The sequence below is a fragment of the Hydrocarboniphaga sp. FW305-C-57 genome (genome assembly GCF_058783045.1).
Map to the genome: position 1 here is coordinate 453704 of NZ_JBYSYG010000003.1, position 19631 is coordinate 473334.

13 protein-coding genes are annotated in these 19631 nt (G+C 66.1%); 5 read left to right on the plus strand and 8 right to left on the minus strand.

Annotated elements, in window-relative coordinates; all coding sequences use genetic code 11:
• Positions 1–10: 10 nt before the first annotated feature.
• The 6 genes from AC3WUM_RS09365 to AC3WUM_RS09390 form a co-directional block, all read right to left on the minus strand.
• Complete coding sequence (locus tag AC3WUM_RS09365) at positions 11–1663, minus strand: MFS transporter (RefSeq protein WP_492409966.1); 1653 nt, start codon at positions 1661–1663, stop codon at positions 11–13.
• Positions 1664–1968: 305 nt separating this feature from the next.
• The gene (locus AC3WUM_RS09370; protein WP_492409967.1) at positions 1969–3654 is read right to left on the minus strand and encodes an AMP-binding protein; all 1686 of its coding nucleotides are present in this window, start codon (positions 3652–3654) and stop codon (positions 1969–1971) included.
• A gap of 38 nt (positions 3655–3692) precedes the next feature.
• Entirely contained in the window at positions 3693–5420 is a 1728-nt protein-coding gene (locus AC3WUM_RS09375) for an AMP-binding protein (RefSeq protein WP_492409968.1), read from the minus strand.
• 8 nt (positions 5421–5428) lie between these two features.
• A complete protein-coding gene (locus AC3WUM_RS09380) occupies positions 5429–6937 on the minus strand; it encodes an aldehyde dehydrogenase family protein (RefSeq protein ID WP_492409969.1) in 1509 nt (502 codons plus the stop codon).
• Positions 6938–7033: 96 nt separating this feature from the next.
• Positions 7034–9166, minus strand: a complete 2133-nt coding sequence (locus tag AC3WUM_RS09385) for a PQQ-dependent dehydrogenase, methanol/ethanol family (protein WP_492409970.1) — start codon at positions 9164–9166, stop codon at positions 7034–7036.
• A 42-nt stretch (positions 9167–9208) separates the two neighbouring features.
• Positions 9209–10117 (minus strand): transporter, encoded by a 909-nt coding sequence (locus AC3WUM_RS09390; protein ID WP_492409971.1) that lies wholly within the window; start codon positions 10115–10117, stop codon positions 9209–9211.
• A gap of 275 nt (positions 10118–10392) precedes the next feature.
• Here AC3WUM_RS09390 and AC3WUM_RS09395 point away from each other — a divergent pair, with 275 nt between their 5' ends.
• On the plus strand, positions 10393–12300 hold the full coding sequence (locus tag AC3WUM_RS09395; protein WP_492409972.1) for a sigma-54-dependent Fis family transcriptional regulator: 1908 nt from the start codon (positions 10393–10395) through the stop codon (positions 12298–12300).
• On the opposite strand, the gene AC3WUM_RS09400 is transcribed toward AC3WUM_RS09395, so the two are convergent.
• Positions 12297–12962, minus strand: a complete 666-nt coding sequence (locus tag AC3WUM_RS09400; RefSeq protein ID WP_492409973.1) for a glutathione S-transferase — start codon at positions 12960–12962, stop codon at positions 12297–12299. The two genes, AC3WUM_RS09395 and AC3WUM_RS09400, sit on opposite strands and share 4 nt — an antisense overlap.
• A gap of 33 nt (positions 12963–12995) precedes the next feature.
• Positions 12996–13817 (minus strand): ion transporter, encoded by an 822-nt coding sequence (locus AC3WUM_RS09405; RefSeq protein WP_492409974.1) that lies wholly within the window; start codon positions 13815–13817, stop codon positions 12996–12998.
• Between the two features lie 149 nt (positions 13818–13966).
• On the opposite strand from AC3WUM_RS09405, the gene AC3WUM_RS09410 reads away from it, so the two are divergent.
• Genes AC3WUM_RS09410 through AC3WUM_RS09425 form a run of 4 tightly spaced genes read left to right on the plus strand, consistent with a single transcriptional unit; the run spans position 13967 to position 19529 of the window.
• Positions 13967–14767 carry an MbnP family protein gene (locus AC3WUM_RS09410; RefSeq protein WP_492409975.1) on the plus strand — a complete coding sequence of 267 codons (801 nt, stop codon included), beginning with the start codon at positions 13967–13969 and terminating at the stop codon, positions 14765–14767.
• Positions 14768–14770: 3 nt separating this feature from the next.
• Positions 14771–15808 (plus strand): cytochrome-c peroxidase, encoded by a 1038-nt coding sequence (locus AC3WUM_RS09415; RefSeq protein ID WP_492409976.1) that lies wholly within the window; start codon positions 14771–14773, stop codon positions 15806–15808.
• Between the two features lie 43 nt (positions 15809–15851).
• Entirely contained in the window at positions 15852–16364 is a 513-nt protein-coding gene (locus AC3WUM_RS09420; RefSeq protein WP_492409977.1) for a hypothetical protein, read from the plus strand.
• A 30-nt stretch (positions 16365–16394) separates the two neighbouring features.
• A complete protein-coding gene (locus AC3WUM_RS09425) occupies positions 16395–19529 on the plus strand; it encodes an efflux RND transporter permease subunit (protein WP_492409978.1) in 3135 nt (1044 codons plus the stop codon).
• Positions 19530–19631: the final 102 nt, after the last annotated feature.

Genomic DNA, 19631 nt, shown 5'->3' on the forward strand with positions numbered 1-19631 from the left:
ATGCGCGCGTTCAGTGGCCCTGGATGCGCAGGGTGTCGTCGCCGTGGTCGGGCGCATCCTCGCGCCAGCGCACCGAGCCCGATGGACGATCGAGCCAGCGCAGCACCTTGATCGGCTCTTCGCCCGCGTGCATCGCATGCGCTTGCGCATGCAGGGCGCTGTCTTCGAGCGTGCGCCGGTAGCGCTGGCGCAGGTAATCGTCCCAGGTCGGGCAGCGGAAGCGTTCGGACCATTGCTCTGGCGCGCCGATGTTGCGCGAGAGCGACCAGTCGTAAGCGCCGTTGCGCGTGCGCACGCGCTGCACCTGGCGCATGAGGTGGTAGAACTCGCGCGCCTGCTCGTACGGCACGCGGTACTGCACTTCGATGCTGATCGGCCCGCTGCGCCCGCTGATGCCGAGCTTGACCTCGGGATCGGCGAGCCGGCTTTCGTCGAGTTCGGTGCTCGCGTTGCGGTTGGAGACGCCGAACACGTAGCCGAGCAGCGGAGACAGCAGCAGCGCCGCCGCGGCGAGCTGCAGGGCGATCGAAAGCCCGTGATCGCGCGTGACCACGCCCCAGAGCCAGGCGCCGATCGCGATGCCGAGCGAGGTGGAGGCGCTGGACGTGGCGATCGCCCGGCCCATGACCCAGCGCGGCACTGTGAGCTGGATCGCCACGCTGAAGGTCGTGGTGGCCACCATCCAGGCGGCGCCGGCCGCGAGCAGCACTGCGAAGTCGAGCAGCAGGCTGTGGCTCAGCGACAGCACGAGCAGCGTGGCCGACAGCACCAGGCTGCAGGCGCGGATGGTGTACTCGTTGCCGAGCCTGGTGCGCAGCGGCTGCAGCACGAAGATGCCCGACACCGCGCCGACACCGAAGAATCCGAGCAGCAGGCCGAAGGTCTTCGCATCGCCGCCGAGCAGGTCGCGCGCGATCAGCGGCATCAGCGAATGCAGCGCGCCGCCGAGAAAGCAGGTGATAAAGGCGCGCATCACCGTGCTGCGCACGGGCTGCATGTTGACGATGTACTGCAGGCCCGAGCTGATCGAGCGCGTCATACCCTCGGGCGGCAGCCGCGAGACTTCGCCGACGCGCTTCCAGCGATGCAGCGAGAACAGCATCGGCAGATACGAGACCGCGTTGCAGGCGAACGCCATCGTCGCCCCGAATGCGGCGACGATCAGGCCGCCGAGCGCCGGCCCGATGCTGCGCGCGAGGTTGTAGCTGATGTTGTTGAGCCCGACTGCCTGCGGCAGCAGGTTCTTGGGCACCTGCTCGCCGACCGAGGCTCCGCGCGCCGGCGCCGACAGCGCGCCCGCTCCGCCGACCAGAAAGCAGAAGGCCAGCAGCACCCACGGCGTGATGAAGCCGAACAGCGAGGCCAGCGTCATCAGCACGCCGCAGACGAGCGCGAGCGACAGCGAGGCGATCTGCACCTTGCGCCGGTCGTAGATGTCGGCGAGGGCGCCGGCAGGCAAGGCGAGCAGGGCCACCGGTAAAAACGTCGCCGTCTGCACGAGGGCCACGTGATCGGGCGTCGAGATGCTCGCCATCGCCCAGGCGGCGCCGACGCCCTGGATCAGGCTGCCGGTGTTCGACACCGTGCTGCTGAGCCACAGATTGCGGAACGTCACTTGCCGCAGCGGGGCGAAGATGCCGTCGGTGCCTTCCTCACTGCTCATGGGCGGAGCTCGCGATGATGAAGCCCGTAGTTTTCGAGCCGCTGCGGTTCGTGCTTGCGCGGTCTTGGGCGTATGCCGCGATTTTAACAGAGCGTCTGGTGAACACCCGTGTCGATGACGACTCGTGAGCGCGACGCTCGCCGGCCGGCCCGCCTCATCGCGACGATGCCTGGTGTGATGTCGCTGCTGCGGCTCGGCGATCCCTTCTCCGCCCCGAAGGCTCGCGCAGCTGCGGCAGCGACGTCGAAGCGCGGCTGGTGTTGCCGCGTTCGATCGATGGCGCCGCGTGTTCGCTTTAGACGAGCTCAGCTCGAGCCGCTGAAGTCCTGCTCCCAGAACTCGAGTTCGCGCCGCGTATCGCCATTGCGTGAGAGCTCCATGCGTCGCAGCTCGACGCGCCGGATCTTGCCGGAGATGGTCTTGGGCAGGTCGTAGAACTCGAGGCGGCGTATGCGCTTGTACGGAGCGAGGCGCGTCGCGGCGAAGCGCAGGATGTCGGCCGCGAGTTCGGCCGAAGGCTGGTAGCCGTTGCGCAGCAGCAGAAAGGCCTTCGGCACCGACAGACGCAGCGGATCGGGGCTCGGCACCACGGCCGCTTCGGCGACGGCCGGATGTTCGATCAGCGCGCTTTCGAGTTCGAACGGGCTGATACGGTAATCCGACGACTTGAAGACGTCGTCTGCGCGGCCGACGTAGGTGTAGTAACCGTCGGCGTCGCGACTTGCGACGTCCCCGGTGCGGTAGTAGCCGTTGCGCATGACGGCGGCGGTCTTCCCGGGATCGTCGATGTAGCCCCGCATGAGCGCGACTGCGCGCGGTTCGAGTGCAATGGCGATTTCGCCTTCCTCGGCGAGGTTTCCGTCCGTATCGAGCAGGGCGATGTTGCAGCCGGGCAGCGGACGGCCCATCGAACCGGCCTTGAGCAGCTGGCCCGGCGTGTTGCCGATCTGCGCGGTGGTTTCGGTCTGGCCGAAGCCGTCGCGGATCGTCAGCTTCCAGGCCGAGCGCACGCGCTCGATGATTTCGGGGTTCAGCGGCTCGCCGGCACCGATCAGTTCGCGCAGCTTCACTGGATACGCAGCGAGGTCTTGCTGCACGAGCATGCGCCACACCGTCGGCGGGGCGCACAGCGAACTCACGCCGCAGTGCACGAGCACGTCGAGTACGGCCGGCGCATCGAAGCGGTTGTAGTTGTAGATGAAGATCGTCGCGCCGGCCGACCAGGGCGCGAAGAAGCAGCTCCAGGCGTGCTTGGCCCAACCCGGCGAGCTGATGTTGTAGTGCAGGTCGCCCGGCCGCAGACCGATCCAGTACATCGTCGTCAGGTGGCCGACCGGATAGCTCGCATGCGTATGCAGCACGAGCTTGGGCTTCGATGTCGTACCGGAAGTGAAGTACAGCAGCACCGGATCGTCCGCAGGCGTCGGTGCATCGGGCGTGAAGTCGGCGGCCTCGTCGTAGGCGTTCTCGTAGCGCTGCCAGCCGGCCGAGTCGCCGCCGACGCTGATGCCGGTGAAGCGGCCCGCGTATGGCGCGAACTTGGCGGTTTGCGAGGCGCTCGCGACCACGTAGCGGGCTTTGCCTCGATCGAGCCGGTCTTCGAGGTCTTCAGGCGACAGCAGCAGCGTGGCCGGGATCATCACCGCGCCGAGCTTCATCGCCGCGAGCATGGTTTCCCACAGTGCGACGTGGTTCGGCAGCATGATCAGCACGCGGTCCCCGCGCTGCACGCCGAGCCCGCGCAGATGATTGGCAACCTGATTCGAGCGCGCCGACATCTGTGCCCACGAGAGCTGGGCTTCGCTGCCGTCCTCTTCGACGATCCACAGCGCAGGCGCAGGGTTGCCTAGGGCCTGTGCGTCGAAGTAATCGAGCGCCCAGTTGAAGTGGGTCAAGGCCGGCCAATGAAAATCGCGCTTGGCGGCGGTGTAGTCCTCGCGATGCTGCAGCAGAAAATCGCGAGCCTGGAGAAAGGCGTCGAGTGCGCTCAAGTCGGCTCCGTATTGCATTGTCTTCAGATCGATTCGATTCATGAGGCACGGCCGTCCGATGGTTTCCCGGACAGGCCCAGTCGATCGCTCATCGCCTGGCGCAGGGCGAACTTCTGGATCTTGCCGGTCACCGTCATCGGGAATTCGTCGACGAAAACGACGTAGCGCGGAATCTTGTAATGCGCGATTTCTCCGCGGCAGAAAGCGCGAATGTCGTCTTCGCTGGTCGCCTCGCCAGGCTGCGCGATCACGCAGGCGCAAAGCTCTTCGCCGAACTTGGCGTCAGGCACGCCGACCACCTGTACGTCGCGGACGCGCGGATGGCGATAGAGAAATTCTTCGATCTCGCGCGGGTATACGTTCTCGCCGCCGCGAATCACCATGTCCTTGGCACGGCCGAGAATGCTCGCGTAACCGTCCTCGTCGATCAGCCCGAGATCACCCGTGCGCATCCAGCCGTCGATGTCGATCGCGTCGGCCGTGCGGGCCGCGTCGTTCCAGTAGCCCAGCATCACCGAGTAGCCGCGTACCAGCAGCTCGCCGCGCCGGCCGCGTGGAAGCGTGTTGCCGTCTTCGTCGACGACCTTGACCTCCAGGTGCGGTTGCACGCGGCCGATGGTGGAGACACGGCGCTCTAGCGGATCGTCGGTGGCGCTCTGGAAACTCACGGGAGAAGTCTCGGTCATGCCGTAGGCGATGGTGATTTCGCGCAGGTGCATGCGGTCGATGGCTTTGCGCATGACCTCGATCGGACACGGCGCTCCGGCCATGATGCCGGTACGCAGGCTGTCGAGCATGTAGCGCGAGAAGTCGGGGTGATCGAGTTCGGCGATGAACATCGTCGGCACACCATGCAAGGCGGTGCAACGTTCGTCCTGCACGGTTTGCAGCACCGATGCGGCGTCGAAGGAATCTGCCGGAAACACCATGCAGGCTCCGTGCGTGACGCAGGCGAGGTTGCCCATCACCATGCCGAAACAGTGATAGAGCGGCACCGGAATGCAGAGCTTGTCGTTGTGCGTCAGGCGCATCGCGCGGCCGACGAAGTAACCGTTGTTGAGGATATTGCGATGCGTGAGCGTCGCGCCCTTCGGCGAGCCCGTGGTGCCCGAGGTGAACTGGATGTTCACCGCGCTTCGCGCATCGACGGTGCTCGCGATCGCGTCGAGTCGCGCACGTGCTTCGGCCGTCGGTTCGCTCAGCAGGGACGAGAATCCGAGCATGCCCTGCGACACTTCGTCGCCCAGGCGAATCACCAGGCGCAGCTGCGGCAATCGCGCAGCATGCAGTTGCCCGGGCGCGCACTGCGCGAGCTCGGGCGCGAGGTCTTGCAGCATCGCCAGGTAGTCGCTCGACTTGAACGCGGCAGCGAGGATCAAAGCCTTGCAGCCGACTTGCCTGAGCGCGTATTCGAGTTCGTGTCGGCGATAAGCCGGGTTGATGTTGACGAGGATGAGCCCGGCTTTGGCGGTCGCGAATTGCGCGATCACCCACTCGGCGCAATTCGGCGACCACATGCCGACCCGATCGCCGGGCTCCAGCCCGTGTGCCAGCAGTTGCGCGGCGGCGCGATCGACGCGCTCGCCGAGTTCGGCCCAGGTCCAGCGCAGGCGCTGGTGACGGACCACCAGCGCCTCGCGATCGGGATGCCGGCGCACGGTGGCGTCGAAGGCTGCGCCGATGCTGATTTCGAGCAGCGGCACATCGGTTTGCCCTCGCACGTAGCTCAGTGCTGCATCGGGCATCGGGGATTCGATTCGAGTCATGCGCGATCTCAGATCTTCATGAACACCGACTTGGTTTCCAGGTAGGCCTCGAGCGAGACGCGTCCCATGTCGCGACCGAAGCCCGAGAGCTTGTAGCCACCGAAGGGTACCGCGGGATCGAGCATGCTGTGGCAATTGACCCAGACCGTGCCGGCCTTGAGCTTGGGCACCAGCCGTTGCACGCGCGACAGATCGCTGGACCAGATGCTCGCGCCGAGTCCGAACGGCGTGTCGTTGGCACGGCGCGCGACTTCGTCGAGATCGTCGTAGGGCAGGGCGACCACGACCGGCCCGAAGATTTCTTCGCGCACGATGCGCAGCGATTCATCGCCGCTCGCGAACACGGTTGGCTGAACGAAGTAGCCGGTGCGGTCGGCGCGTGCGCCACCCGTCAGCATGCGCGCGCCTTGCTGGCGGCCGAGCTCGATGTAATGGCAGACGCGATCGAGCTGTTCCTGCGAAACCAGCGGGCCGAGCTGCGTCTGCGGCTGGAGCCCGGAGCCCATCGGCAAGGCGGCGGCGTGGCTGGCAAGGCCATCGACGACGCGGTCGTAGAGCCGCTTGGGCACGTACAGGCGCGAGCCCGCGCAGCAGACTTGGCCGTGGTTGAAGAAGATTGCGTTGGCCGCGCCTTGGGCCGCGACATCGGCGTCGCAATCGTCGAGCACGATCATCGGCGACTTGCCTCCGAGCTCGAGCGTCACGCGCGTCATGTTGTCCATCGCCGCACGGCCGATCGATTTGCCGACTTCGGTCGAGCCAGTGAAGCTGATCTTGTGAATGCCCGGATGCGAAACCAGCGGTGCGCCCGCGTTGGGGCCGTCACCGGTGATGATGTTGACGACGCCGGTCGGAAAGCCGGCTTCGATGATGAGCCGTCCGAGATAGATCGCCGACAGCGGCGTCTGCTCGGCCGGCTTGAGCACCACCGTGCAGCCTGCGGCCAGCGCGGGCGCGAGCTTCCAGGTGGCGACCAGCAGCGGGAAGTTCCAGGGCACCACTGCGGCGACCACGCCGACCGGTTCGCGCCGCGTGTAGGCGAAGAATTCGCTGCCCGGCGCATACGGCACCGAGACATCGACGGTGGAGCCTTCGATCTTGGTGGCCCAGCCGGCCATGTAGCGGAAGAAATCGACGGTCAGCGCAATGTCGACCGCACGCGCGACCACTGCCGACTTGCCGTTGTCGACCGATTCGATCTCGGCGAGCACTTGCGCATCGCGCTCGATCAGATCGGCCAGCTTGAGCAGCAGGCGCTGGCGTTCGGCCGGTCGCAGGTTCGGCCAGGCGCCGTGTTCGAACGCGAGCGTGGCGGCTTGTACGGCGCGTTCGACGTCGGCGCGACCGGCCGAGGGAACGCTGGCGATCACCGACTCGTCGGCCGGATCGATCACGTCGAATCGGGCGCCGTCGATGGCGTCTACCCAGGCGCCGCCGATCAGCATCGGATGATTGCGGCGGTCGATGAATGCGCGGGCTCCGCTGCCGAGCAGCGCGGTATTCGGCGTATTGGACATGGTGTTCTCGGTTCGCGCATCGATCGCGCAGTGGCAATGAGGAAATGAGCTTGCGCATCGGGGCGCAGGCATTTGCCCGCGCCCCGATGGCCTCGCTCAGGGCGTGGTGCTGGCAGCCTTCGGACGGACGGCGTCCGCGGTGCCCTGGATGAAGGCCTTGAGCTTGGGCACGTCGGCCGGCTGCAATTTGCCGGTGAAATCGGGCATGCCCTTCGACACGAACGGCCCGGCGAAGATGAACTTGTCGAGGTTTTCGATGATCGCCTTGTCGACGTAGCCGAGGTTCGGAATGTTGCCGCCCTTGTCGACGCCCGGAACGCCATGACAGAAGACGCAGTTGCTCACGTAGAGCGCGGTGCCTTCCGCAACGTCCTTGGGGTCGTAGGCGACGCCGGCGACGAGCGAGCCGAGCTGATATTTCGCGAACGCCGGCAGCGGCGCCTTGCCGTCGAGGACGAAGGTGTAGACCGTGCCCGGCGTGGAGCCTTCGGAGGCGCGCTGCGATTGCCCGAACACGCCGCCCCAGCCTGCGGCGATCGTCACGTACTGCTTGCCGTCGAGTTCGTAGGTGATCGGTGCCGCGATCACGCCGGTGCCCATCGCCGAATTCCACAGCGGTTCGCCGCTGGTCGCGTTGTAAGCCACCAGCCGAGCATCGGCCGTGCCCTGGAACACGAGGTTGCCTGCGGTGACCAGCGTGCCGCCGTTCCACGGTGCCACGTTCTCGTGCGTCCAGGCCGCCTTTTGCTTCACCGGATCCCAGGCGATCAACTTGCCGAAGGGTTTGCTCTTGGGCGGCTCGGCGTTAATTTGCATCGCCGTGTTCCAGCCGATGCCGCTCATGGGCTGGCCCGGAACATTGCTGTTGTGGCCCTTCCAGCGCTTGTCCTCGGCCAGGTTCAGCGGAATGTTCTGCGCCGGAAAATAGGCCAGGCCGGTGATCGGGCTGTACGACATCGAATGCCAGTTGTGCGCGCCGAACGGCCCTGGAATCGCATCGAAAGGCTTGTCGGGCGAGCGTGCTTCGGGCACTTCGATCGGACGGCCCTTGGTGTCATAGCCAGTGGCCCAGTTCACGTCGACGAAGTTGTTCGCCGAAATGAACTGCCCATTGGTGCGATCGATGACGAAGAAGAAGCCGTTCTTCGGTGCGTGCAGTACCACCTTGCGGGTTTTGCCGTCGAGCTTGATGTCGGCGAGGATCAGATCCTGCACCGAGGTGTAGTCCCAGTTGTCGCCGGGAGTTTCCTGGTAGTGCCAGACGTAGGCGCCGGTATCCGGGTCGAGTGCGACGATCGAGGCAAGATAGAGGTTGTCCCCACCGTTCGGGCTGCGCTGGCGATGCGACCACGGCGCACCGTTGCCGGTGCCCACGTACATCAGGTTCAGCTCGGGATCGAACACCATCGAATTCCACACGGTGCCGCCGCCGCCGTTCTCCCAATACTTCGCGCTCGGATCCCAGGTCTTGGCGGCCTTGGCCATCGACTTGTCCTCGAAAGGCTTGGACGGATCGCCCGGCACGGTGAACCAGCGCCAGCGCTGCTTGCCGCTCGCGACGTCGTAGGCGGTGATGTAGCCGCGCACGCCGAATTCGGCGCCACCGTTGCCGATGATCACCTTGCCCTTGAACACCCGTGGCGCACCGGTGACGGTGTAGGCGTGAGAGTGGTCGATGATGGTGTCCTGCTCCCACAGTTTCTTGCCGTTGTTGGCGTCGAGCGCGATGAGCCGTCCATCGAGCGAGCCGACGAAGACCTTGCCGTCTTCGACCGCGACGCCGCGATTCACCACGTCGCAGCAGGCTTTGTAAGCCTTCTCGCGCGGCACCTTCGGATCGTAAGTCCACAAGCGCTTGCCGCTGCGCGCATCGATGGCGTGCACGACGCTCCACGACGCGGTCACGTACATCACGCCGCCGGTGACGATCGGCGTGGCTTCGACTCCGCGTGTCGATTCCAGATCGTAGGACCAGGCCAAGCCGAGTCGCTTCACGTTGTCGGCGTTGATCTGCTGCAGCTGGCTGAAGCGGGTGCCCGAGTAATCGAGTCCGTTCGCCGGCCATTCCTTGCCGGTGGCGGCGTTGGCGATGATCTTGCTCTGGGCCGTGCTCGTCGCGGCGACGGCGCTGATCGATGCGCCGAGCATGCAGGCCAGCGCCGCAAACACCAATGCGGGTTTGCGCAGGCCGAGCAAGGCCCTCCAGCCCGTGGTGGGATCAAACCTCATGTCGTTTCTCCTCGTGTTGTTTTAGTGCTTGATGTGCGGCGCTCAGAACACCATGAGCGCACGCAGGTTGAGGCGGTTTTCTTCGCGAAAACCGTTTTCCACCGACAGATCGCGACCGTAGTTTGCGATCAGCTGCAACGTGGGCAATGCGAACCAGGCGGTGCCGACGGTGAACTTGGCGGTCTCGATCTTGTCGTCGCTATCGGTGCCATCGACTTCGGTTTCGCCGCCGAACGAATACGAGAATCCGGTGCGCAGATCCCAGGTCGGCTTGAGCTTGTAGCGCAGGAAGCCCTGCAGCTGCACGACCGCATCCTGCTTGAGCGTCGCCTTGGCTGCGGTGTATTCGTCGTTCTTGCCGAAGAAGGTCACGTCGCCGACGAGATCGATCGAAACCTTGTCGGTGAGTCCGGTGATGTAGCCCGCCTGCAGCGCGAGTTTCCAGCGATTCTCGCCGATGTTGAGCGCATCGTCCTTGTCGTAGCTGCCGATCGGCAGGTACAGAAACGGCGTGATGCCGAAGTAGGTGTCGGTCTTCGGTTGATTGACGAGCCAGACCGTAGCCGCGAGGATCAGATCGCCAACCCCGCTCGCATCGCCGAGCGCGCTGATGTCATCCTTGGCCTTGAGCTGGCCGAATGGCAGCAGGAACTGCGGATCGACGATGTAGCCGCCGATGTCCATGAAGTGCACGCCACGCGCGATGCCGATGTTGGAATCGAGCGTCGCGTTGTTCGCCACCTTGTGTCCGTCGGCGTAGATCGAATCGCGCGTCGCGTACTGGTAATACAGCAGGCCAAGGTTGGTGCCGTCGGGCAGTGCGGTGTAGTCGCCCGCATCGACGTCGACGGCTTGCGCCAGCGTGCTGGCGAGCGAGCCCGCCAGCAGCGTCGTGACGCACAGCATGGCTTTGAGCAAGGTGTGGCTGCTGCTTTTGATCGGTGCATCCATGATGCTTCCCTCCAGTTCGTTCTTATGAATAAATCCCGCAAGGCTTTCTGACGAAGCCTCGAATCCAAGGCATTCGCCTTTGGACTGATTGAGACTAGGCAGTCTCTGTGCCATGCTTTTTCAATCCTTGATCGCTGTTTAAATATGGCGGTAGATCAAGGTGTTAAGTCGCCGAGAAAAGGCTCGCGAGAGGGCCATGCATAGAGCGACTGTTTTATTTCGAAACAGGTGTGGTGACGCACCGTATTGAAGTAGATCGATGTACTGGAGGAGTGATGCGGACCAACGACTCGGAGTTCGAGCGCAGGCTTATGCTGGCGCGCAATTTGTTCGAAGACGGCAGGGAAGTGCCGCAGCAACTGGTTTCGGATGCGGTGTTCCGCTCGTGGGAGCGATCGCGCGGCAATGGTTTGCTGGCCTCCGACCGGGCGCTTTTCAACGCCGTGTCGGTCGGCGACCGCCGCCGTGTGCAGGAACGCAATCGCGTACTGCTCGACCATGCGGAGCCCGAGATGCAGCGCCTGTTCGGCGTGCTCGAAAACGCCAACTGGGTCGTGGCCTGCGTCGATGAGCGTGGCTTCGTGGTGCGTTCGTTGGGGGAATCGAATCCGGCTTGCCGCGATCTCGGCAACGTGTTTCGACCGGGCGTGAACGTCGGAGAGCGGACCGCGGGAACGACCGGTCCGGGATGCGCGCTCGCCGACGGACGGCTGGTGGCGATCTGCGGCAGCGAGCACTTCCTGGAAGAAGCGCGGCCGTTCTCATGCGCGGCTGCGCCGATCTTCGATCCGAAGGGACAGCTGATCGGAGCGCTCGATGCTTCGCGCCTGCACGACGGGCGCCCTATCGGTGTGCTCGAGGCGATCGCCCTGGCTGCACGCTCGATCGAAAATCGCATGGTGACCGCGCTTGGCGGAACGTTCTGCCTGAGCCTTCATTACAGCGCCGAATTCAGCGGCTCGTCGTTGCGTGGCCTGCTGTCGTTTTCCGAAGACGGCGTGTTGCTGGGAGCCAATCCGGCTGCGCGCCAATTGCTCGATCTGGAGCGAGCGCCGCAGTGGATGTTCGAGCATCTGTTCGGCGAATCGTTCTCGCACGTGGTCGACAGGCTGCGTCGTGCCAAGGGCGAGCCGATGCTGATCGAGGCCGCCAACGGCTTGCGATTGCAAGCGCGCGTCGATCCGGCCAAGTCCTCCGCGGAGACGGGCCGATCGGTGCTGATGCCCGCCGGGGCGCAGCAGCCGCCCGTGATGCACGTCGATCCGACCGTGGCGCCACTGCTGTCGATGGCACGTCGCGCCTTCTTTCATGATGTGCCGATATTGATCAACGGCGAAACCGGAACCGGCAAGGAAATGCTGGCCCAGTCTCTGCACGCCGAAGGGCCGCGTCGCAACGGGCCTTTCGTCGCGGTGAACTGCTCGTCGATTCCGGCCAGCCTGATCGAATCGGAATTGTTCGGCTACGAGCCGGGCGCTTTCACGGGCGCACGTCGTGGTGGCATGGCCGGTAAGTTCGAGCAGGCCAATCGCGGCACCCTGTTCCTCGACGAGATCGGCGACATGCCGCTGGAAATGCAGGCCCGGCTGCTGCGCGTTCTGCAGGAGCAGCAGCTGACGAGGCTCGGCGGCTCGCAGAACATTCAATTGCAGTTCTCGCTGATCTGCGCGACGCATCGCGATCTCGCCGAACGTGTGAGCCAGGGCAGCTTTCGCGAAGACCTCTACTACCGCATCAATGGATTGCGCGTCGAGCTTCCGCCACTGCGCCAGCGCGCCGACATCGATGCCTTGATCGATACGCTGCTGGTTCTCGAATCCGGAGCGCGCCGAGCCCCCAGCTTATCGGCCCGAGCGAGGCAGGCACTGCGCGAGCATGCGTGGCCAGGCAACGTGCGCGAGCTGCGCCATGCCCTGCGCCTCGGCGTCGCGCTCTGCGAACAGGACGTGATCGAGATCGAGCATCTGCCTGCCACAATCTCGTCGACGTTCGCTGTCGCCGCTTCGTCGGCCAATGGATCGCTCGAGCAGGCCGAATGCGAGGCCGTGCGCCTCGCGCTGGCTCGTCATGCGGGAAACGTCTCGGCGACTGCGCGCACGCTCGGCATCGCTCGGGCGACGCTTTATCGCAAGCTCAAGCAGTTCGGGCTTTACGAAGCAGCGTCGGGTAGGGAAGAGGCCTAACCGAGAATGCTGTAAGCGCCGCCTTTCTCGAGCGCGCGCCGATACGCCGGCCGTGACTGGATGCGCTCGACGAAAGCCTTGATGCGCGGACGCTGGGCGCCGCCGGCGCGTGCGCTCGCGGCTTCGAGCGGAAAGCTCATCTGGAAATCCGCGCCCGTGAGTTCATCGCCGACGAACCACTGGCTCTTGCCGAGTTCGGCCTCGACGTAATCGAGATGCAGCTTGAGCTGCGGGCCGAGAAAGGCCTGCTCGACGCCGCCGACGATGGCCCGGCCGATCGGCCGGATCAGCGCGGGCGTGCGGCCCGGAACGGTCGACAGCACGAGCTTCATGACCAGCAGCGGCATCAGCGAACCTTCGGCGTAATGCAGCCAGTAGCGGTAGCGCAGGTAGTCCGGCGTGCCGGTGGCCGGCAGGAACTGGCCGTTGCCATAGCGCTCGAGCAGGTATTCGATGATCGCGCCCGATTCGGCGATCACCAGGCCGTCGTCGGACAGCAACGGCGACTTGCCGAGCGGATGCACGGCCTTGAGCTCGGGCGGAGCGAGCATGGTCTTGGCATTGCGCTCGTAGCGCTTGATCTCGTACGGCAGGCCAAGCTCTTCGAGCAGCCACAGGATACGCTGCGAGCGCGAGTTGTTGAGATGGTGGAGCGTGAGCATGGCGTTCTCCTGGCAGTTGTAGTTCTGGTGTTCTCAGCGGGGCTCGCGGTGATGATGCAGCTCGCGCTCGCGTTCCTTGACGGCTTCCTTGACCGCGACCGTGCTGCGGATCTGGTCGAGCGTCTCGAACAGCACGTCGGCGACGAAGCGGTCGGCGCGCGGATCGCGCAGCAGGTCACCCGTCACGCGCAGCGCGGCGTCGACCGCCGACTCCATGATGTCGTCGTAGAACGGAATCCGGCGGAAGCGCCCGGCGGTGGGGTCCTGCTTGACCTTGTCGAGGATCAGCCGGCGCAGCTCGGGCTTGTTGCGATCGAGCGCCTTGACCACGTTGGCCGTGTAGGTGCCCTTGTGCAGCACCTGCTCCACTTCCTCGAGCACCGCGAGCGTCACCGCGCCGCTGATCGAGCTTACGAGGTCGCGCTTGAGCCGGCTCGTGAAGCGGTAGAAGTATTCGTCGCCGAGCGTGCGGTCCACCGCCATGCCGACGCGCGAGACCAGCACCACCACGCGCAGCACCCGCAGCAGCCGGAACGCGCGCAGGGCCGGATGCTGCACCGGGATCATGCCGAGCACGTCGTACCAGTTGCGGCGCACGTAGGCCCAATGCCAGCCGGCCTTGCGCCAGCGCCAGAGGAACTCGAGCGCGAACACGGCGCAGATCGTGGTGTCGGCCCCGAACACGAAATACAGCTGGGATTCGTCGAGCGGCCAGACCCATTCCCAGGCGAGCAGGCCCAGCGAAGCGATCGCCAGCACGAGCATCACCCAGTCGAGCGCCGGAATGCGGCGCAGTACGTCGGCCAGAGAATCGGGGGCGGCGGACGGCGGCGGAGGGGCTGGATCGGGCGTCATCGAGGGGCTCACGGGCGACGGCCGGTAGCGTAATGAGCCTTGAACGGAGCTGGGCTGAGCATTTTGAGCATATGAGAATCGCCAAATATTCCTTCGCAAGCTTACAGGGCTTGCCTAGAGTCGCCGCTTTCCGAACGGGAGTCAGGTCGATGGAAGCGGCGAGCCGCGCCGGGCGTTCAGCTTGTGCCCTGCTGGTGGGGGCGCTGTCATTGACCGTGCTGTCTGCCTGCCGCGGCAGAGCCGACGACGGCCTGCCGCTGCGCCTCGAAATTAGTCACGGCCTGGCCGGACAGCCGCTGAAGCTCGGGCAGCAAACGGCGCTGCCGACCGGAGAGCACCTGAGCATCGATCATCTACGTTATTACCTGAGCAACTTCCGCCTGCACGGCGTCGATGGCCAATGGTCCGCGGCGGCGCACAGCGATGCCGATGCGCGCGGCTATTTTCTCGTCGACGAAAGCGAGGCGACTTCGAAGCTGTTCGACATCGCCGGATTCGGCAAGGGCGAGTACGACGGCATCGAGTTCGTGATCGGCGTCGATGCGGCGCGCAACTCGGCCGGCGTGCAGAGCGGGGCGCTCGATCCGGCGCGCGGCATGTTCTGGACCTGGAACACCGGCTACATCTTCTTCAAGCTCGAAGGGCATTCGCCCGAGTCGAGCGCCCGGAGCCAGATCGTGGAGTACCACGTCGGCGGCTCGCGCGAGCCCACGCCGGCACGAACGGTGGTCCTGCCGCTCGGAGCCAAACCCGTGAAGCTCGATCCCAAGCTCGTCGCCACCGTGCATCTGCAGGGCGAGCTCGCGACGATCTTCGAAGGCGAGCCCGGCCTGCGCATCGCCGACAGGCCGACGATCATGGATCCGGCTGCGGGCGCAACGGTGGCCGATCGCTATGCGGGCATGTTCCGTGTCGATCACATCCATCACGAGCCGCGGCGCGATCGCTGATCCATGCGCCGGCTGCTGCTGGGGTCATTCGCCGCGACGAGCCTGATCGCCGCCGGCGCCGCGCTCGCGGCCCGGCACGAGCCGATCGCGCGCTGGCTGCTGCAATGGAAGACGCCCGAGCTGCGCGTGCCCGACGGCTGGCCACGGCCGGTCTACGACGCGCACGACAATCCGATCACGCGCGCCGGCTTCGAACTCGGCCGCAAGCTGTTCTACGACCCGCAGCTGTCGATCGACGGCAGTGTGTCGTGCGCGAGCTGTCATCAGCAGTTCGCAGCGTTCGCGCACTACGACCACGCGCTGAGCCACGGCCTCGGCGGCGTCAACGGAACGCGCAACGCGCCTGCGCTGTTCAACCTGGCCTGGCAGCGCAGCTTCATGTGGGACGGCGCGGTGACGCACCTGGAATTGCAGCCGCTCGCGCCGCTCAGCAATCAGGTCGAAATGGGTGAAACGCTGCCGCAGGTGCTCGAAAAGCTGCGCGCCGATGCGGCCTACGCGCCGCTGTTCGAAGCTGCGTTCGGCGCGCCTACGATCGACTCGCAGCACTTTTTGCGCGCGCTCGCGCAGTTCCTGTCGACGCTGATTTCGGATCAGTCGCGCTACGACCGCGTGATCGCCGGCCGGCAGCGCTTCAGCGCCGAGGAAGCGCGTGGCTTCGACGTCTACCGCGCGCGCTGCGCGAGCTGCCATGCCGAGCCCTTGTTCACCGACGGCGCATTTCATCGCGATGGTCTCGCGAGCGAAGACCCGGGTCGCGCCGCGATCAGCGGCGATGAGCAGGATCGCGGACGCATGCGCACGCCGAGCCTGCGCAATCTCGTCAACAGCGGACCGTACATGCACGACGGCCGCTTCGACACGCTCGAGCAGGTGCTCGCGCATTACGCGCACGGCATTCGCGATGCGGCTTCTCACGACGCCTTGCTCGAACCCGCTTCCCGACTCAAGGACGAGGAGATCGGCGATCTGCTCGCTTTCCTCGACACGCTCAATGACGAGAACTTTCTCGATGATCCGCGTTTCGCCGAACCGCGCTGAACCGGTTGCGCTCGCGTGCGGGCGGTCGATCGCTCGAATCGCCATGCTCGCCTGCACGATGCTCGCGCTGCCGGCCTTCGCCCACGAAGGCCACGATCACGGCGACGCGCCCGTCGCGCAGCAGCAGGCGCTCGCGCCGAGGCTCACGCACACATCCGCGAGGCTCGAAGTGGTGGCGCTGCTGCAAGGGCGCGACCTGCTGGTCTATGCGGACGACTATGCGAGCAATGCGCCCACGAGCGGACTGCGCGTCGATGTGCGCAGCGCGGGGCGTCTCGTGCAGGCGCTCGAAATCGAGCCCGGGCTTTATCGCGCGAATCTGCAGATCGACACGCAGGCCAGGGAGGTGCAGCTCGATCTGAGCCTGAGCGGCGAGGGCGTATCCGAACGATTCGGCGGAACGCTGCCGATCGACGCGACTGCGGCTGAACCATCCGCGCCCGGCGCATCGTCGGAGGGCGGAGCCGGCGCGGTGCTCATCGCGGGCGCCGGCATCGCGGCCTTGCTGCTCGTGGTCGCGGGTGTCTGGCGGTTGCGCAAGCGGCGCGCCGGCTGATGCGCGGCACGACATCCGCACGAGACGCTCGTGATTAGCGCGATCGTCGAATGGAGCCTGCGCCAGCGCTGGCTCGTGATCGGGCTCGCGCTGGTGCTGCTCGTGCTCGGTACGACGCGGCTCGCGCAGGTTCCGGTGGACGTGCTGCCCGAGCTCGCGCGGCCGACCGTCAGCGTGCAGGCCGAGGCGCCCGAGCTCGCAGCCGAAGACGTGGAGGCGCAGGTCGCGGTGCCGATCGAAACCGCGCTCGCCGGTTTGCCAGGGCTGCAGCGCCTGCGTTCGACGTCGACGCCGGGCCTGGCGCTCGTGCAGGCCGAATTCGAATGGGGCTCCGATTTGTATCGCCAGCGCCAGCTCGTCGCCGAGCGGCTCGAAGCCTCGCGCAATCGCTGGCCTGCCGACGTGCAGCCGCGTCTCGGCCCGGTCAGTTCGCTGATGGGCGAGATCATGCTGATCGCGGTGCGTTCGCCGAAGCAGGCCACCGCCGCTTCGGCGCTGCGCGACTGGGCCGATTGGGTCGGTCGTCCGGCGCTGCTCGCGGTGCCCGGCGTCGCGCAGGTGCTCGCGATCGGCGGCGAGTTGCGGCAATACGAAATCCGGCCCGATGCCGAACGCATGCGCCTGCACGGCGTGCGTCTGGACGACATCAGCGAGGCGGCGCGCGGCTTCGGCCGCGATGGCGGCGCGGGCATCGTCGAGTCGTCGTCGGGCGACGAAGTGGTGTTGCGTACCACCGGCGGACGTTTCGATTTCAAGACCCTGCGCGACGTCGCCGTGGGCTGGCGCGAGGGCGCTCCGATCCGCCTCGGCCAGGTCGCCGAGGTCGGCGAGGGCTACAAGCTCAAGCGCGGCGATGCCGGCGTCGACGGCGAGCCCGCGGTGATCCTGTCGGTGCAGAAGCAGCCTGATGTCGACACGCTGGCGCTCACGCGGCGCATCGAGCAGCGCCTGCACGAGCTGCAGGCTTCGCTGCCCGGCGACGCGATCGCATCGCCGGTGTTCGAACAGGCCGATTTCATCGGCGCGTCGGTCGGCAACGTGCGCGACGCGCTGTTGCATGCGGCGATCATCGCGGCGCTCGTGCTGCTGCTGTTTCTCGCCAGCGGACGCGCGACGCTGGCCGCCGCGGTCGCGATTCCGCTGTCGCTGGTCTCGGCCGTGCTGGTGCTGCAGCTGCTCGGGCTGACGATCGACACGATGAGCCTCGGCGGCCTGGCGATCGCGGTCGGCGAGCTCATCGACGACGCCGTCGTCGGCGTCGAGAACGTGATGCGGCGCCTGCGCGAGAACCGCGAGAGCGCATCGCCGAAGCCCGCGCTGCAGCTCATCGCGCAGGCGACCAGCGAAGTGCGCACGGGCATTCTCTACGCCACCGTCATCATCGTGCTGACGATCGCGCCGGTGCTCGCGCTCGGCGGCGTCGCCGGGCGCCTGTTCGAACCGCTCGCGCTGTCCTACATCGTCGCGATTCTCGCGAGCCTGCTGGTGGCGCTCACGGTGACGCCGGCGCTGTGCCTGCTCGGTCTCGGCGAGCGCCTGGTTTCGAACGAACCACGCTGGCTGCTGCGTCTGCGCGCGGGTTATGAACGCGTGCTGGTTCGCGTGCTAGATGCCTCGCGCGCTCTGCCGCTGCTCGTCGCGGTGCTGCTCGCGATCGTGTCGATCGTCGCGCTGATGGTGCTGCCGCGCAGCTTCCTGCCGGCCTTCAGCGAGCGGACGCTGACGGTGAATCTGCTGCTCGAACCCGGCATCGGCCTGCCCGAATCGCAGCGCGTCGCGCTGGCCGCCGAGCGACTGATGCTCGAGATTACGGGCGTGGCCTCGGTCGCGCATCGCAGCGGTCGCGCCGAAGCCGACGAGCATGCCGAAGGCGTGCATTACTCCGAGTTCGACGTGCATCTGCGCGACGCAAGCGTTGCGCGCGATCGCACCGCCGATGCGATCCGCGCGCGGCTCGCGGCCCTGCCGGGCAGCGTCTCGATCGGCCAGCCGATCACGCACCGGCTCGATCACGTGCTGTCGGGCGTTCGCGCGCCGCTCGCGATCAAGCTCGTCGGCGACGACCTGCCGACCCTGCGTGCGCTCGCGAGCGAGTTCGCCGCGCGCCTGGCCGACGACACGCGCTTGAGCGACGTGCAGATCGAGAAGCAGAGCGAGATCAGCCTGTGGCAGGCGCGCGTCGACAGCTCCCGCGCCGGCGCCTACGGGCTGTCGGCTCCGCAGGTGCAGCGCAGGCTCGCGAGGCTCGTGAGCGGCGAGACGCTCGCGCAGATCGTCGATGGCGAGCGCCGCTTCGATCTCGTGCTGCGCCTGGGCGAAGCCGAACGCGAACCCGCGCGTCTGGCCGGGCTTCTCATCGACGCGCCGGCCGGTCCGGTGCCGCTGTCGTGGATCGCGGACATCGAGCGCAAGCCCGGGCCGAGCCAGATCCTGCGCGAAAACCTGCGAAGAAGGCTCGTGATCTCGGCGTCGGCCGCGGGCGATCTCGACGAAGCCGAGCAGGCTTTGCAGGAGGCCGTCGAACGGTTCGCCTTGCCTGCGGGATATGAGGCGCGCATCGAAGGTGAATTCGCCGAGCGAAGACAGAGCCTGCGGCGGCTGAGCTTGCTGGGTGGCTTGTCTCTGCTGCTGATGGCGATCGTCATCCATCTGCGCTACCGCGATGTCCGGCTCACGCTGATCGTCATGAGCGTGGTGCCGCTGTCGGCCGTCGGTGGCCTGCTCGCGTTATGGCTCAGTGCGACGCCGCTGACGGTGGCGAGCGCGGTGGGCTTCGTGACCTTGAGCGGTATCGCGGCGCGCAATGCGCTGCTCAAGATCAGTCATTGCCTGAATCTCGCCATCGAATCGGACAGGGCGCCGGATCGTTCCCTGTTGATCCGTGCCGCCTCCGAACGCTTGGTTCCCGTGCTCATGACGGCGTCGATCGCGGCGGCGGCGTTGGCGCCTCTGCTGGTCTCGGCCGATGCGCCCGGCAAGGAGATACTGCATCCGGTAGCGGTCGTGGTGTTCGGCGGCCTGCTGTCGGCGACGCTGCTCGACAGCTTCCTGACGCCGTGGCTGATCGAGCGTTACGCCTTTGCGGCGATCGAGCGATTGCGCCTGCAAAGCCGCGACGAACACGCTGTCCGGCCAGCCGACACCGGCGTCGATTCGCGCTTCTAGAAGCTTCGCCGTCGTACAGGCGTGCTCTTAGAACCAAACGCGTTTTTGTCGCGCTCAAAAAGTCTAATCGGAGATGAACCAACTGTCGGGTGCTGCGGTTAT

What these genes read in the sequence shown, in the direction of transcription:
- AC3WUM_RS09365 (WP_492409966.1), bottom strand. Translation starts at nt 1,663, where the DNA reads ATGAGCAGTGAGGAAGGCACCGACGGCATCTTCGCCCCGCTGCGGCAA.
- AC3WUM_RS09375 (WP_492409968.1), bottom strand. Translation starts at nt 5,420, where the DNA reads ATGACTCGAATCGAATCCCCGATGCCCGATGCAGCACTGAGCTACGTG.
- AC3WUM_RS09380 (WP_492409969.1), bottom strand. Translation starts at nt 6,937, where the DNA reads ATGTCCAATACGCCGAATACCGCGCTGCTCGGCAGCGGAGCCCGCGCA.
- AC3WUM_RS09385 (WP_492409970.1), bottom strand. Translation starts at nt 9,166, where the DNA reads ATGAGGTTTGATCCCACCACGGGCTGGAGGGCCTTGCTCGGCCTGCGC.
- AC3WUM_RS09390 (WP_492409971.1), bottom strand. Translation starts at nt 10,117, where the DNA reads ATGGATGCACCGATCAAAAGCAGCAGCCACACCTTGCTCAAAGCCATG.
- AC3WUM_RS09395 (WP_492409972.1), top strand. Translation starts at nt 10,393, where the DNA reads ATGCGGACCAACGACTCGGAGTTCGAGCGCAGGCTTATGCTGGCGCGC.
- AC3WUM_RS09400 (WP_492409973.1), bottom strand. Translation starts at nt 12,962, where the DNA reads ATGCTCACGCTCCACCATCTCAACAACTCGCGCTCGCAGCGTATCCTG.
- AC3WUM_RS09405 (WP_492409974.1), bottom strand. Translation starts at nt 13,817, where the DNA reads ATGACGCCCGATCCAGCCCCTCCGCCGCCGTCCGCCGCCCCCGATTCT.
- AC3WUM_RS09410 (WP_492409975.1), top strand. Translation starts at nt 13,967, where the DNA reads ATGGAAGCGGCGAGCCGCGCCGGGCGTTCAGCTTGTGCCCTGCTGGTG.
- AC3WUM_RS09415 (WP_492409976.1), top strand. Translation starts at nt 14,771, where the DNA reads ATGCGCCGGCTGCTGCTGGGGTCATTCGCCGCGACGAGCCTGATCGCC.
- AC3WUM_RS09420 (WP_492409977.1), top strand. Translation starts at nt 15,852, where the DNA reads ATGCTCGCCTGCACGATGCTCGCGCTGCCGGCCTTCGCCCACGAAGGC.